This is a genomic window from Xanthomonas sp. NCPPB 3583, from assembly GCF_041475715.2.
Taxonomy (GTDB): domain Bacteria; phylum Pseudomonadota; class Gammaproteobacteria; order Xanthomonadales; family Xanthomonadaceae; genus Xanthomonas; species Xanthomonas euvesicatoria.
The window spans coordinates 170,145-184,270 of record NZ_JCAQNY010000002.1; the positions used below are offsets into that span (position 1 = coordinate 170,145).

At 60.6% G+C, this 14,126-nt stretch carries 18 protein-coding genes; 14 read left to right on the forward strand and 4 right to left on the reverse strand.

Annotated elements, in window-relative coordinates; all coding sequences use genetic code 11:
- Nucleotides 1-18: 18 nt before the first annotated feature.
- Nucleotides 19-714 carry a hypothetical protein gene (locus tag ACCQ07_RS22220; protein WP_372364208.1) on the reverse strand — a complete coding sequence of 232 codons (696 nt, stop codon included), beginning with the start codon at nt 712-714 and terminating at the stop codon, nt 19-21.
- Between the two features lie 136 nt (nt 715-850).
- Entirely contained in the window at nt 851-1,219 is a 369-nt protein-coding gene (locus ACCQ07_RS22225; RefSeq protein ID WP_372364209.1) for a hypothetical protein, read from the reverse strand.
- Between the two features lie 446 nt (nt 1,220-1,665).
- Here ACCQ07_RS22225 and ACCQ07_RS22230 point away from each other — a divergent pair, with 446 nt between their 5' ends.
- The gene (locus ACCQ07_RS22230) at nt 1,666-2,625 is read left to right on the forward strand and encodes a hypothetical protein (protein WP_372364210.1); all 960 of its coding nucleotides are present in this window, start codon (nt 1,666-1,668) and stop codon (nt 2,623-2,625) included.
- A 31-nt stretch (nt 2,626-2,656) separates the two neighbouring features.
- Nucleotides 2,657-3,313 carry an RES domain-containing protein gene (locus tag ACCQ07_RS22235; RefSeq protein WP_503256042.1) on the forward strand — a complete coding sequence of 219 codons (657 nt, stop codon included), beginning with the start codon at nt 2,657-2,659 and terminating at the stop codon, nt 3,311-3,313.
- A gap of 481 nt (nt 3,314-3,794) precedes the next feature.
- Here ACCQ07_RS22235 and ACCQ07_RS22240 read toward each other — a convergent pair.
- A protein-coding gene (locus tag ACCQ07_RS22240) for an IS3-like element IS1389-B family transposase (protein WP_223574235.1) occupies nt 3,795-4,897 on the reverse strand; the annotation gives its coding sequence in 2 pieces (ribosomal slippage) (nt 3,795-4,639 and nt 4,639-4,897; 1,104 coding nt in all).
- A 44-nt stretch (nt 4,898-4,941) separates the two neighbouring features.
- Complete coding sequence (locus tag ACCQ07_RS22245; RefSeq protein ID WP_372364212.1) at nt 4,942-5,517, reverse strand: BrnT family toxin; 576 nt, start codon at nt 5,515-5,517, stop codon at nt 4,942-4,944.
- Between the two features lie 580 nt (nt 5,518-6,097).
- Between ACCQ07_RS22245 and ACCQ07_RS22250 the strand changes: the two genes are divergently transcribed.
- The 12 genes from ACCQ07_RS22250 (at nt 6,098) to ACCQ07_RS22305 (ending at nt 14,122) form a co-directional block, all read left to right on the forward strand.
- A complete protein-coding gene (locus tag ACCQ07_RS22250) occupies nt 6,098-6,343 on the forward strand; it encodes a hypothetical protein (protein WP_372364213.1) in 246 nt (81 codons plus the stop codon).
- Complete coding sequence (locus tag ACCQ07_RS22255; protein WP_372364214.1) at nt 6,340-6,666, forward strand: hypothetical protein; 327 nt, start codon at nt 6,340-6,342, stop codon at nt 6,664-6,666. Before ACCQ07_RS22250 ends, ACCQ07_RS22255 begins: the two co-directional genes overlap by 4 nt.
- An 8-nt stretch (nt 6,667-6,674) precedes the next feature.
- On the forward strand, nt 6,675-6,893 hold the full coding sequence (locus tag ACCQ07_RS22260; RefSeq protein WP_503256072.1) for a hypothetical protein: 219 nt from the start codon (nt 6,675-6,677) through the stop codon (nt 6,891-6,893).
- The gene (locus tag ACCQ07_RS22265) at nt 6,880-7,347 is read left to right on the forward strand and encodes a hypothetical protein (protein ID WP_372364216.1); all 468 of its coding nucleotides are present in this window, start codon (nt 6,880-6,882) and stop codon (nt 7,345-7,347) included. The genes ACCQ07_RS22260 and ACCQ07_RS22265 overlap by 14 nt, the downstream gene beginning before the upstream one ends.
- Nucleotides 7,348-7,426: 79 nt before the next feature.
- Nucleotides 7,427-7,906 carry a hypothetical protein gene (locus tag ACCQ07_RS22270; protein ID WP_372364217.1) on the forward strand — a complete coding sequence of 160 codons (480 nt, stop codon included), beginning with the start codon at nt 7,427-7,429 and terminating at the stop codon, nt 7,904-7,906.
- Nucleotides 7,903-8,193: a hypothetical protein gene (locus ACCQ07_RS22275; protein WP_372364218.1), complete on the forward strand. Its 291-nt coding sequence runs from the start codon at nt 7,903-7,905 to the stop codon at nt 8,191-8,193. The genes ACCQ07_RS22270 and ACCQ07_RS22275 overlap by 4 nt, the downstream gene beginning before the upstream one ends.
- A 503-nt stretch (nt 8,194-8,696) precedes the next feature.
- Nucleotides 8,697-8,870 carry a hypothetical protein gene (locus ACCQ07_RS22280; protein WP_372364219.1) on the forward strand — a complete coding sequence of 58 codons (174 nt, stop codon included), beginning with the start codon at nt 8,697-8,699 and terminating at the stop codon, nt 8,868-8,870.
- Nucleotides 8,871-8,933: 63 nt separating this feature from the next.
- Nucleotides 8,934-11,879, forward strand: coding sequence for a hypothetical protein (locus tag ACCQ07_RS22285; RefSeq protein WP_372364220.1), 2,946 nt, complete (start codon nt 8,934-8,936; stop codon nt 11,877-11,879).
- 20 nt (nt 11,880-11,899) lie between these two features.
- Nucleotides 11,900-12,247 carry a hypothetical protein gene (locus ACCQ07_RS22290; protein WP_372364221.1) on the forward strand — a complete coding sequence of 116 codons (348 nt, stop codon included), beginning with the start codon at nt 11,900-11,902 and terminating at the stop codon, nt 12,245-12,247.
- Nucleotides 12,247-12,459: a hypothetical protein gene (locus ACCQ07_RS22295; RefSeq protein WP_372364222.1), complete on the forward strand. Its 213-nt coding sequence runs from the start codon at nt 12,247-12,249 to the stop codon at nt 12,457-12,459. Before ACCQ07_RS22290 ends, ACCQ07_RS22295 begins: the two co-directional genes overlap by 1 nt.
- Nucleotides 12,459-13,520: a DNA-binding protein gene (locus ACCQ07_RS22300; protein ID WP_372364223.1), complete on the forward strand. Its 1,062-nt coding sequence runs from the start codon at nt 12,459-12,461 to the stop codon at nt 13,518-13,520. The genes ACCQ07_RS22295 and ACCQ07_RS22300 overlap by 1 nt, the downstream gene beginning before the upstream one ends.
- Nucleotides 13,517-14,122 carry a hypothetical protein gene (locus tag ACCQ07_RS22305; protein WP_372364224.1) on the forward strand — a complete coding sequence of 202 codons (606 nt, stop codon included), beginning with the start codon at nt 13,517-13,519 and terminating at the stop codon, nt 14,120-14,122. The genes ACCQ07_RS22300 and ACCQ07_RS22305 overlap by 4 nt, the downstream gene beginning before the upstream one ends.
- The last annotated feature ends 4 nt before the right edge of the window (nt 14,123-14,126 follow it).

A 14,126-nucleotide genomic window follows, 5' to 3' on the forward strand; every position in this document is an offset into this window, starting at 1 on the left:
TTGTTGGCGTCGTGATGCTCAGGGTGTCTTACCAATGACACTCTGCAGTAAAAATAGGACCGCTCCACTGAAGCCGACGGTGAAGACCCACCAAAGCAGCTTCTGCGCGCCAACGCATAAGCGACTCGGCTGCATCCGGCGGCCGTTTGCTGTGGCGTAACGACATTTGATGTATATGATGCCGTAGCGCAGACGTTGGCCGAGCGTTGGAGAGCCATCTAAGCTGGTTGCGGCCATGTAGGCGGCCAAGCTAGCGAGGTGCCGGCTCAACGTGCGTTTGTTGAGGTAGTCAGGGTGGCGGAGGCGCTCGAGCAGCACCATCGATACGATGGAGTGAGTCCGCTCTGCACGCCCTGGTGAAAGTAGGCAAAGGACTTGACCCGAATCCGTGCGCTCATAGCGTAATGATGCGCCGGTTTCGCTGTGCATCTTGAGTGGTCGCTTGCCCTGGCCACCAACAACGCCAGAGACATCGTAGAGACGTATGCCGAAAATGACATCGACCGTTAGTTCGTCAAGCCCTCCCGCCTGTCCACCGGGGATCACGTGGAAGTCGTAAGGTAAGAAGTAGGCAATGTCTTCCCGTTCCCGAGCCAACGCGGTGACGGTCGCTTTAGCGCTCTGGTAAAAACGAACCCAAGAACGATATCGCTCTTCCCGAATGGATTTGACCGCTTGAAATCGCTTAAGGGCTTTTTCGGTCGTCGGCGTCAAGGGTGGAGGATTTGCTGACCCGGTGTTTATTCCATTGCTCCCTGTTGGAGTATGCGCCGGATTTCGTTCACCATGGCGCACGCCCACGTGGCGCTATAGTCGGCCGAGCCACGGGCATGGCGTATGGCTTCCTGTGTCATGGCGAAGTTCTCCTCGCGTTGCTGCCGGTCCTGCCACCGTGTGTCGCGATCAGACCTACGATCTTGTTGCGAGCGTAAGCAGACCATTCCTTGACCGCGGCCTTGTCCGTGAAGCCCCAGTTGATTTTGTTCATGCGGCGCAGCTCGTTGCACAGTGCGAGTGCTGCGTCGATCGTCGCGAACCCTTCAGCGAGTTTGTAACCTGTCGCGATATGGGACACGCTGTAGCCCTCGCCGTTGGCATCACGATGGATGCCGAAGGGGTCCGTGATCGCCGCTTCGATCAGGACATATCCCAGGCCGGTGTCGATGTACATGGCGGTCACCGGCTTGAGCGGTGTGGCGAGAGCGGCGGTGCGGGACATAGATGGCTCCGATTTGCAGTGAGGCGATCTGAAGGTAAGGGTTTGGGCTCGTGCGGATATCTCTCAACATGCCCATTATCGGCCATCACCGTCGCGGGCGCTGATAACCTGCGCGACACGCTAGTAGTGCCCGCGGTGACTCCCTCGATCGCGGTCTGGCTGTGCGTCATCTTCGCACCTCTGCGGCGTCCCCTCGATCGCTGATACTTAGTCGCCGCGCTGGCAGCCGTCATTCGACCCATCTGGCACCAATAGATGCCCCGATGTCGATACGCCTCGAACAAAGTGCCCGTTTCCCAGGGCGCTACCGACAAGTTGCCCCGAATTCGACGGCAGAACCAATGAGGGTCGGCTTGGAAGGGTTTCAAGGATTTGACGAACAGTCGTTGCTTTCGTAGGGTCGATCTGCATGGGCGCTGCTGCGCCCACCTACTGGATTGATCGCCATGACAACGCTGAAGTACTTGGGGCTTCCGGATCTGACCGGACACGCCCCCGACAGCCTAACGCCGCGTCTGGGACACCTCGACGCCGATTTGCTGGGAGCCTATGAGCTGGTGCTGCCGGCGCTGCGCCAGGGCCTGCACGCTTGGATTCGCGGCACGGCGCCTTCCGATCCGACGTGGGCCGAGCTGCAGCGCCTGACCGACGCGGTGCGAGATTTCTCGCGCGAAATCTTGATCCACGGCCACTTGCGCCGTCACGTGCTGATCGGGGCGCGCCGCGAGCCGCTGGTGTTTCGGCTCGATGCGCGGCGACGTCGACCGTATCGGTTCGTCATTCACTCAAGCCTGCACGAGAGCATGGCCGCATGGCTGCGCACGTCCAACGACGACGACGTGCTGGTCACGCTGTTTCCTCCGGAGACGGTGAGACACGAAATCCAAGCAGAACGAGAGATGGAGCATGCGCTGCAGCAGCTGAGTGGCAATACACCTGATGATTCTTCTGCTTTTTCGACACGACACGTCCCTGACGAAACTGCAGCCAGCGCTGCTGCTCGCTCTGAAGCCATTGCCGATTGGCTCACTTCGCAAGAGGCCGGAATGCAGTTACGTGGCGGATCTGGCTCACCCGCCCAGCGTGCCAGCAGGTTGAGGCGTAGGGGAGCACTATTTGGCGTGTGGGTGCCCGAAAGGCGTGCCTATTGCTTCGCGCCCTGGCAGTTCATGCAATCTGGCCGGCCCAGCCCAGTACTTCCTGAGATCCTCACCCTCGTGCGCGGCCGCAACGGCGTGGCCGCCGGCGAGCGCACCTCTGGCTGGGAAGAGCTTGAATGGTTTCTGGCACCGCATGCGTTGGCCGACGGGCGCACTCCGGCCGAGCTGCTGGCTACCGATCCACTGGCTATTCTGAAGCTCGCACACGCCGATTTCGACGAAGGGGCCGACGATGCCCGGTGGTAGTCCGTGGTGTGCTGTTACCCCCACGCTGCAGGTGGTTCCGCAGATTCCGCTGTGGCATGTCTATAAGCGCGGCTACCATAGCCTCGCGCCAAATCCGTTCTCCAAGGCACGAATGGCTCTGGTAGGGACGCACAAGATGTTTTATGCCGCCGATTCTGCTGCAGGGGCGCTGTGGGAAACCGTCCTGCGAGGCGTGGCGGTGGGCGCGAATCTGCAGGCTCACGTATTGCCGATGCATCTGCATGGCTTCGACATCGTGCAGATCCAAGCGCAGCGGCCGGATCTACCGCTGCTCGCTCTGGGCCAGCCCGGACTGCGTGCCCTCTATCACGATCCCGACAGTGCCGCCGCTCAAGCCGTGGCCACGCTGCTCCATCAGCCAGACCATTCAGTGACCCACCCCGAGGCGGTAAAGCTCCACTCCGAGCTGCAGGCCGTAGGCATCGTCGATATGCCGGTGCTGAGCTGGCCCTCGCGGATGCACCACCCTAGCACGGCGTATCTAGCCTACGACGAGCCGATGGACAGCAGCTGGTGGCAGGTGGTCGGGCCCGTCATCTCTCTGGATGATCCCGCCATAGGCTATCCACTGGTGGCCGCAGCACTGGCCAGCTCCGGGTTTACGTGGGCCACGCCTCTGGCAACCACCGCGACGCCGCCGCCGCCAGTGCCAGGAAAGGGGCCGTGAGCAAGAACTTGTCTGCGGCGACTGCACGAACCCTGCAGGTGCGTCCTGCAGGCGACCACCGCCAGGTGGTCACCGTTGCCAGCGATCACAGCAATCGCGCCCCGCACTGCACCCGCCAGTGCAACGACTGCCCGTGGAGAATCGGTGGGCCGGCCCGCTGCGCACAATGCACACTATGAGTGCATTGCCCTGAGGGAGCCTAAATCCAAGGCCGATGCAATGCTTGCAGCTGTCGACGCGCTGCACTGGTACAGCAGACGACCGCTTTAAGCAGATCCAGTTAGGCGCTCGGTCGAATCACTCGAGCAGGGGGCTCGTATCCGGAACTCCACATAGGGCCGAAGAGCTCGTCCTCGACCTTCTTCTGACACTTTTCGATGAAGGACTTCTTCTCTTTCGGCTCGTCTGCATAGATGCCTTTAAGCTCGGCCTCCATGATCCTGTCCCAGCGACGTCCCCCCGCCCTGAGTAGCGGTCGGGTTTAGAGTCCGGGGTTGATGATATCGGTGTTTGCCAGATGTTGGGCATAAGCGGACGGCGTCATGCCGCCAATTGCTTTCTTGGGTCGGTCCTCGTTGTATTCGCGTCGCCAGCGTTCGATCTCGGTGCGCGCATGCAGCAACGTCGGGAACCAGTGCTCGTTGAGGCATTCGTCGCGCAGCCGGCCGTTGAACGATTCGACGTAGGCGTTCTGGTTTGGTTTGCCCGGCTGGATGAGCCGTAGCTGCACACCCCGGTCATGCGCCCAGGCAACCATCGCTTTGCCGCAAAACTCCTTGCCATTGTCGGTGCGGATCACCTGCGGCAGGCCGCGACTGTGTGCCAACCGATCCAGCACGCGCGCAACCCCGTGCCCGGAGATCGCGCGTTCCACCTCGATGGCGACCGCTTCGTGCGTTGCGTCGTCCACGATCACCAGACACTTGATCACTCGGCCGTCGGCGGAGCGGTCGAACACGAAGTCCATCGACCACACCTGGTTGGCCTGCGCTGGCCGCAGCAGCGGCTGACGCTCGCCAACCGGTACCTTCTTGCGCTTGCGGCGCCGGACTTGTAGCTGCTGCTCGCGATACAACCGCTCCACGCGCTTGTAGTTCACCAGGCGTCCTTCCTGTCGCAGCTTGAGATAGATCATCCCCACGCCGTAGCGGCGATGGCGATGCGCCAACGCAAGAATGCGCTCGCGCAGTTCGCCATTGCGGTCTTGACGTGGGCAATAGCGCAGCGCGCTGGCGCTCATGCCGATCGCCGCCAACGCACGACGCTCGCTGGCACCACGCCCGATCCACTCGCGCACCAGCGCACGACGCGCCGGTGCGCTCACCACTTTTTTCGCAAAGCATCCTTGATCAGGTCATTCTCGAACAACTGCTCGGCCAGCAACTTCTTTAGCCGCGCGTTCTCGGCCTCAAGGTCCTTGAGCCGCTTGGCGTCGGGCACGCTCATGCCGCCGAACTTGCTGCGCCACAGATAGTACGAGGCCTCACTGAAGCCATGCCGCCGGCATAAGTCCTTGATCGCTATGCCCGCTTCGGCCTCGCGCAGGAAGCCGATGATCTGCTCTTCGGAAAAACGCTTCTTCACGTCCAATCTCCTTGGGGTAGGGAATTGGACTCCAAACTGAGGTGCTACTCAAAATTGGGGGGACGTCGCCAGTTGCCCCTATGGAACGGGCGAGAGGAGATCACCCTGAAACCCTCGCCTTGGGTCAGCGCGATGGTGAGGGTGCAAAGATCAGAACGCTCACGCATTACCTTTGTGGGCAGGTCGAATTCATAGCCCTCATGGACGTTCAGCCTGTTGAAGATCACCAGACGTTCGCAATCATCGTTGCTGGGGCACGGAACCATCAGGATCCCGAAACCGGGCGAGTAGGTGGCCAACTCAGTAAAGCTAAGGCCATGCTTGATTATGTTCTGACCGTTCTTTGGCGGATCATACGTAATCAGATGCTTGGTTCCGCCATCAAGAGGTTTGACTTTAGCGGCAAGGTACTCGGCTTTGAATACAGTCTTCAAAGCGTATAGTTGGATGTCCACTTTGGAATCGAGGTTCTTAACGTCCTGCGTGCCACTCAAAACGTCATGAAGAAGGTTGAGCCGCTCTTCCGAGATGCCCATCTTCTCACGATACTCCGAGAGATCTGTACCCTTCAGCTTGTCGAGCAAAGGCAGCAGGTGTTTAGGTATGTCATAGGGATGCATATTCTTCCTTAGATGAAGCTCTTGAATTGCCGTCTCGTTGTCGAGAGGGGGCGGTTCACAACCCCATTCCGACGTAACGCATCTCTTCATTGTTACGTGGCCAGGCCGGCTTGAGCTGCTGCTTGCCAGAGGTTTCGATAGGAATTTTTCGATACCTTCGTTCACCGCGATAACCACAGTGCTTGGGGAACGGAGTTCTGCAGCACGAGCGCTCCCCACGTCGCCTGCCATCAGCGTGGGCTTCGGAGCCAGTGCGGCCTCGGCTTATCCACAGCCGGCTGCTAGCGCTAGTGCTGCGCCCATATCTCCCTGCACATCCGGCAAGTCCTACCATTGCTCAAACCGCTGCGACAGCTGAATCCACCGACTCAACAAGGATACAGATCTAGATCACCCTGAAGCCGAGTAGGCGAATAGGAGCTTTTGTTCATTTACATAAATGAAGCGAGTCCGACAAGTGTAATTGTACGACGCTGCTCATTATGCGACGTGATACGCATTACACTGCGTAATCTCATTGCATATGACCAAAAAAAGGCCGTAGAATGGACCCATCGCCGCAGCCCTGAAGGAAATCGACATGCCGACGTACAACGACGGAAGCGCCCTCGCCGTACTGTTCCGCCTACCCCAGGAGGACGACGGCTTGTATGTAGTAGCCACCCCGGACGACAACGCCCAGGGGCTGTGCCAGGTGTTCGTTGCGCAGAAGCTGCCCCGGCGCTCCGGCCACGGCCCGGCGCGGTACGAGCAGCGGCCCATGTCCGACCGGGTCCGCGAGCGACTGCTGGCCAGCGGCTTCTCCGCCGAGCAGCTGATCCCGTGACCGCCGTCGTCGCGTTGTGGGTGGACATCGCCCGGGACCACCACCGGTGGGCAGCTGACACCCGGCGCCAGCTGCAGGGTTGCCGGCGGACTGGGCTGCCGGAGCAGCGCAAGCAGTTGCGCAAGGAACTGCGCAAGGAACTCCAGCGTCAGCGCGTTCGCCGCGCAGCGGCGATGGTGAAAGCGCGCCTAACGCGGGATGAAGTTGCCCGCGTCGATGCACTGCGCCTCGCCGAGCCCGCACGCCTGCCCGCCGGCATCGTACCCGGGCTGACGATCGGCGGCCGCCCGGTGTTGACCACCAGCAGCGAGACACCGCTGTGAGCGTGCCCATGATCCTGCACGCGAGCCGGCGCATCGAGCGCATGGGCATGACCAAGACCACCACGCTCTGCGGCCGCATGAACGCGCGTAGCCGCGATGGCATGAACATCGCCGGCGCCGACGAAGCCGTGACCTGCAAGTTCTGTCTCGCCAAAGCCGCTCGCCTGGCGAGGGCTGCGGCACCGCCTATCACCACACAACAGGGACATGCACATGCGAGCCGGTGAAAACAGCAGTGAGCCTGACATTTTCCTGCTGCAGGCCGTGGTCAACGGTGAAGCATGGGAGCACCGTTGGTACGTCCCTCGCTGGGGAGATCCAGATCCAAGGCACATGGATGGGGCTGTGTACGAAATCGACGGCAGGCAGATCCCAAATTTGGGCGTCTATCGGGTCAAGGGATTTTTTGCAGAGCAGCACGTGTCCTTTGCGGTGCCTGAAGACGTGCAGCGCGACGCCGATCGGTTCCGGTGGCTTTGCGATTTTGCAATCAACCACGAAGAGACTGGTTGCGCCACACCCTATGTCGTCTACGGCATCGGAATGGGCGACTCTCGACCTGCAGTGGCCTCCGAGATCAGAGGCCTGGTCGATGCCGCGATGGCGCGTGACAAGCACTGGCTCGCCACCCAGCTCCAGCGAGCGGGTGGGGGCAGAGATGCCGCGGCCGAGAAGGTGTAGCGCAAGCGCGCACGCCCAAGTGCTGCGCAGCGTTGCGTCAGTCCACCAGCCGGCACGACAACTTCCACGAAATCGGAGAATGCAAATGGTGTCAAAGCCAGTAATCGAGGAGGAGCGCGAGGCTGTCGCACGTGCTGTTTGTCTGGCATGCGAGGAGGTGCCGGATCACATCGGGGATGCGCAAGGCAACGCTCACCGCTGGCAAGACTACTTGCATTGCGCTGACGCAGCGATCGCGGCATTTACATCGCAAGTGAAAGGACAGCATGCGAGCCACGTTGCCCCGGTTGCAGCTGCTCATGTGCAGGCGGATGTGCTGCGCGTGCTAAGCATGCCGGAAGCGTGCAAGCACTGCGGCGGCACGGAGTTTGAGTGGTTCGTACACCAGCGCGCCGCGTCCGAAGTCGTGGACGGCCGTCTACGGACGCACGACGTGCAGTGCAGCTTTGTGCTCGGCTGCCTGGATTGCTCGGAAACCTTGATGGTAGTGGCAGCCGACAAGATCGCCGGCATGCTCCCTACCCGCCATCCGCCGAAAGCGGCAGGAGAGGCTGCGTGAGCCAAGTTGAAATGGCGATCCTGCTCCGTCTTGCATCAAGTAAAGAACGGATGATCCCGAGCACGATTGGATATTGCTTGATCGCTAGCGGAGACATTGTCCCGCGCAGAGAAAAACCTAGCGCGCAAGGCGCGGCCCTCATGGTGGCGAGACCACTCCACCAATTGGAACATTCGAAGATGATCGACTATTGGGACCGCGAGGACGAGCAACGCGGTTACGCGATCACACAGGCGGGCCGCCGCGCCATCTCAGACCTGCAGGATAAGCCGGTCGAGGATGCGTAGGTCCTAAGCTGAAAGAACGTCGCACTGTACACGCGCCACATCACGCACTCGCTGCCGAGGCTAGCACCAGCGAGTAACCATGCTCTACCAATATCCGAAGGTGAGAAGACAATGTCTGAGAACAGGGAACACGAAGTTATCCGCACCGCGCCCGTGTCGGCCATTGTCGATGGACCTGTTAACCCTGCCCCGAACATCGCTCCTGCGGCACTCGCCCAGAGGTTGAGCCGCTATGCTGATGAACTCACGGAAGTGGGACGTGCTTATAGCGCCGCGTTGCTGCGCGCTGCAGCGTGCACGATCTCCGAGCTACTGAAAGCTGAGCCAGTCAACACCACGACTGTGCCAGACCGAAAAGACGAATGCGGACCAAATTTATCGAACCACCTTAGCTATAACAGTGGCTGGAACGCGTGTCGCGCTGCCATGCTTGCATCCCGCTCGCAGCCGGCCGTGCAGCGCTTGGATCTGCCCGCTGCAGCCGCGGCCGCTGGGGAGAAGTGATGTCCCAGCAATTGCTGCTCTTCGCTGCCGTCGACCTTGAAGTCGATATCGAGGTGAGGATCAACGAAATCCTTGCGTGCCGGCGGCGCTGCAACACAAGCGGCCAAGCTGGGGAGGATGTGCACCTGATCCGAGCCCAGTTATTGCAATCTGAAGAGGTGCCGCATGGATGAGCTGGAGTCCGTCATCGCTACCAACGACCTGACTGCCAAGCAGTCGCAAGCCAAGGAATAGCTGTGAACGAGAACGCTTTGGTAGTCAGTGCCGTTGAGCATGGCGAATCCTCCCGATTTGAGCGCCTTGACGCGCCGCGTCCGGGCACGTATTGGCGCTTGCTGCAAGACGTCACCGGCGATGAAGACGGCAAGCAGATCGAGAGCAACCCGCTCGATGCCGGCACGGTGCTGCTGTTGGAATCGATCGAGTACGCCGATGGCGAACCGCACGTCTACAAGTTCGCGGCTCACCCGGGCGTACCCGAAGACGAGGCTGACTCCAGCCTGTTCCATGCCGACTGCTTCTGGCGTTACTGGACGTACTGTCCCGAAGCGGCTCAGGTGCGCGAGCGCGAGCTGTTGGCGTTGCATCATGAGATGGCGCAGACGCAGGCCCGCCTGCTGCAACCGCCGCCGGCGGCCAAGCCGATCGCCAGTCTCGGCTACGACCCCAGCGCCCCGACCCAAGCCGAGGGCCAAGCATTAGCCACGCCCGGGCAATTGCGTGACATGACCGTCTACGCCGAGCGGCTGAAGGAAAATGCCGAAGCTACTCAGAAGTGGATCGCGAAACACAGCGAGGCGTTGACGGGCCAAGGCGAAGCGTTGGCTCGCTTCCACATGGAACGGGCCACGGTGGGCCTGGCGGCTGCCCAGGGGCAGCTGGACGCGGTTAGGGGCATTCTGCGCACGGTGGAAAACCTCAAGATCTATACCGGCGACGGTGTCGAGGTGACCCAGCTCCGGCAGGGCGCGCCGGCACCCGTCGAGTTGCCACTGACGATCTACCAAGAGTTGCTTTCACTTGACGAAGAGCTTCTGCTGCACTTGGAAGTGAACGGACTGGATCACAGGGATCTGGACTCGGTGGCGGCGGTGATGGCCGATGACGCGCTGCTCGCGCGCCTGGTGCCGGCAGCACGCGGCATGGTGCTCTGCCGGTTCCGCGGCAGCTACAAGGAATTCGTCAAGCCATCCCGTCCCGGCGACATCGGCGCGGCCATGGCAAACCAGCAACTCAATCAGATCAGCCAGCTGCACATGCTGCTGGTGCGAGATGGCGAGCAGGTGTATCTGGTCGAAGGCCCCGAGTTCCTCCAGAAGATCAAGCAGTTAATGCCCAACGCGGCTGAGCAGATTGGTCATTTCAGCGACCGCGACGGCCAAGCGATCCGACGCGACGACCTGGCCTATGCCAAGGCCCAGCGGAGCCAGCTCGGATCGCTGGACGCATACGCCAAGGTCCTCACGATGCTATGGGGACTGCGCGATCGCGATGTGTTTTTTGCCGATTGGGCAGTGCCGACCTTCGCTTCATGGCTCGACTGGGGGTTCCAAGAGCGGTACTTGCGCCTGGTCGATCAGAGCATGATGCTGGGCGTTACACGGCCCAGCTATGACGCATATCGCGAGGAACAGAACCGATACCTGGCTGCGGGTGCATGGGTCGCCGTTCGCGTATCAGCGCTGTTCGAGCAGCGCTTCATTCCTGGCGCTTTTGCATCACAAGAGACACGCCAGTACGGCAATCACTGGGGCTATACCCGGGTGTATGCGCTAAAGCATCGCACGCCGATCATTGCCAATGTGCGCCGCGACAAGCGTGGCGACTACATCGAGGTGCCGTTGGTACACGAGTGGAAATCGGCCGGCCGCGAGATCATGGGTCGGCTGTATCTGCAGCGAGAGGCCATGCAGGAGGTCCTAGTGCTCGACCGTGTTCACGCCGGCGACCTAACCTATTACCTGACCTCGCGCGCACAACGTCGTAATTACAACGACTACATCCAATTGTTCCAAGCCGCCCGCACGTGGGTGGCCGAGCGTGATGCGACCGAGGAGCCACTGCGGGCCGAGCTTCGCGAGGCTGTTACTGCGGCGCGGATCCTGCACGATGCCGATGCCTTAGAAGGGGCGATCACCGCCGCATTGGCGGTTGCACGCACAGCTCGTCGCGACAAATGCTCGCCGGCGCCGGAGAGCAGCAGCTATGCCTCCTACCGCAAGGGCGCTCTGGACACCCTGCATGCCCTGCTGACCGACCAAGCCGGCCGGACTGCGGCTGTGGATGTCTGGTGTCAGCGGCACGGGCGGCGACCGCTGCGCTTGGTTTCCACCGGGAAAGGTGAGTTCAAGGTCTACCTGGAACCAGTGGCCAGCGAGCATCAGGCGTTGCTGGGCGCACCGCGGCATGCTACCTCCGCGACAGTTACCTTCGATCCGCAGACTGGCGAGGCAGTGCTCGAAGGGTGGCAGCGCGAGCTGCTACGAGCGGCCGCGAGCGAGCATGTCATCCACGACTGGCAGTACATCACCAAGATCGCAGGAGACCCGGAGGCCACGTCCTATCTGGAGCGTCGTGATCGCGCGATCGACGATGGAGCGGCGAGATGGCTAGCGCACAAGTCGCTTTTGGGGACGCTCCGTTACGACCAGGCAGAAGCTCTTCTACAGCTGCCCGTGCAGCAGTCTGATTCGTTCCGCCGTGGGCTGGATATGGCACGTATGGCCAGCCAGGCCATCAGCAGCAAAAGCAACAAGATCGTCCGACATCGGTTGCGTTTTGCGATCGGGATCGTGCACGAGCGCGGCCGCCCGTACATGCTGATGGCCGAACACGACACCTTGGCGTATTGCTATGCAAACGCCAATGCGGCGGGCAAGCAGGCGTGCGTCGACCTCATCCGGGCTTGGTACAAGACACCGGAGCCCGCTGTCCAGCGTCTTCTGCAAGGGGAAGTAGACTGGACACCCTGCTACGTCGACCTATCCGCTGTATGGACTTACCGGGATCAGGCGCGGTGTGATGATCTGGATTACAGGGGTACGGTGTTTGAGGGCAATGTGCTCGACCCAGGCCTCAGCGAGAAGGAGAATAGTGGGCGCGACATCAGCTGCATGGGACTGACGGCGCTCGGCGCCGAGCTGTTCCCCTGGCTCGCGTCCCGAACGCGGCAGGCCATGTAAGTCAACCCCGGAGAACCCTGATGTCACCATACCAAGCTGCCTTGCAGTGGATCCTGGCAAATCCAGGAACCGGAAGCGCCAACAGTCTGGCGAAGTTGATGCTCTCGCTCTGGAATTCCCAGTGTGCGTTTGCGATCAGTGAATGCATTGGCAACCTCGATGGCGTTCGTGGCGGCATCGCGCTGCAGGTGATCCAGCGTTACATGGAGGAGGGCGAGACTCAGGAGCTCAACAATGTCTGTGAGCAGATCAACGAGGCCTATCCGAGGCTATGGGAGCTAGGCATCGCGGCGACACGCGCCAAAGCAACTCTGCGTGAAAAATGGGAAGTGGAAGATCGTCGAGATGAAGATGAGGATCGAAATTGATGGACAGTAAGATGTTTCGTACGGTGGTGTTTGAGATCACCGACGCCGCCAAGGGGCATGCATTCATTGGGCCACTTATCCAAGCGATGGGTGAGTCTGTGGAGGTCGCCCCAGGGGTTCGCGTCACTGCAGTGAGCATGCGCGATGAGATAACAGCTATCGAGGCGCTGGAAGCTGGTAGCCCTTCTGCACAAGTCAGGGTCAGCTTGTAATGGTCGAGACAAGCCGCATCACTTCGGCAGAAGTATTCGATGCGATTGAGAAACTACTTGCTGACGGTCAGGCTCCAACGCACATGAGCGTTCGCGAGGTGCTTGGCGGTCGCGGCAGTGGTCCAGTGCTATCGAAGTTCATTGCTAGATGGTTTGAGGAGCACGGGGCTGAGTACTTCAACAAGGTAGCCGACGCACGCTCGCGCAAGCCGATCTCCGATATCGGTGCGCAGATACGCCAGGCTGCAGAGCAAGCATCGCTGGTAGTCTCCGAAGCCGAGCGTAAGCGGCTTGATGCACTGAGTGCGCGTGAGCAGGCTGCAGAGCAACGCTCGGTGATGCTTGATGCCAAGGAAGAAGCACTGTTTGCTGAGCAGGCCAAGATGGCCGAGCGGGCCAGTGAGCAAGAGCGGTTGATCCACGAGCTTCAGTCGGACAAAAACAACCTTGCATCGCGTCTGGAACAGGCACGTGTGGATCGGCTGCAGGTTGAAGCTGAGCTACGCGATGCGCGTTCGGCGGTTGCCGACGTCAAGGAGAAGCTCAGTCTTGCTATGCAAGAAATCGTAGCGGGTCAGGAACGTGACCAGGCCAGCCAGCATGCATTGGCTGAAGCCCGCCGTGAGCGTGATGCGGCGAATAAACGTTTCGAGCGCTTTGAAGATGCATACGCTAAGACATTGAATGCCATTCATGGCTTGCGCGAGGCGGGGCAAGGTCAGGCACAAAGTCTGCATCAAGCACTTGATGCTGTATCTAACCGCTTGGAGCAACAGCAGGCACATCTGGACGCCAGGGCCGCCGAGCTGGTTGAGGCCTCGCGTCGAGCAAGGGAGTTGGAGCACAGGCTTGTGCACGCGGAAACCCTGCTCGCCGACGCGCAGCGGGAGGCGCGCACACTTTCGGTGGCCGTGGATGGACACTTGCTCACCATTGATCAACTTCGAGTCGAGCGTGATGCGGCTATCGAACTTGCTACGTCGGTTTCGTCGAGCTTGGCGACGATCTCCACGCATTTGGATAGTAATGGCAAGTATGGAACAGAGGGAGGGCCAACGTGAGCGCACCGATTGAGACAGATTTTGAAGGCATGCCCACGTCCGACGCTCTGGACATAATCATACGCCAGGCACTGACGCTGGCTGGTAGCAGAGGTCTGCGGGTATCCGACTTGCTTACTCGTCCACCGCTCCGTCAGTTCGTGCTCAAGCACAAGTCGCAGCCGTTCGCGGCACAGGGTGAACCGCCTGTCACACGCCTGAAGCGGCAGCTCCAGGCGATGCGCGCCTGCGGCGCGGTGAATGTTGACGCGGGTTGTTGGACGCTGACTCAAGCGCCGCAGCACCGCCAACTCTATCAACTCGATGTGACCACCTATCAGCCTGACAAGTACGTCCTGCTCAACACCGATGACGGAAGCGTCTGGCGCGGTGATGTCACTACGCCAGGGATCGCACATGCGCGATGGCTTCGGGCTGCGGATGGTGCTGTGGGAGCAGTCCATATTTTGCGGCAGGCGCTGGAGGGTCTTCTACAGCATAGTGACGTAGACATTTGCCCGACTGCCGATACGCCGGCGAGACGCAATCCTGACTGCGCTGTGTGTAAGGCGATGCAAGCTCTAGAGCCAAGCATCCAGGCGACACCTACTAGCCCTGTCTGAAAAG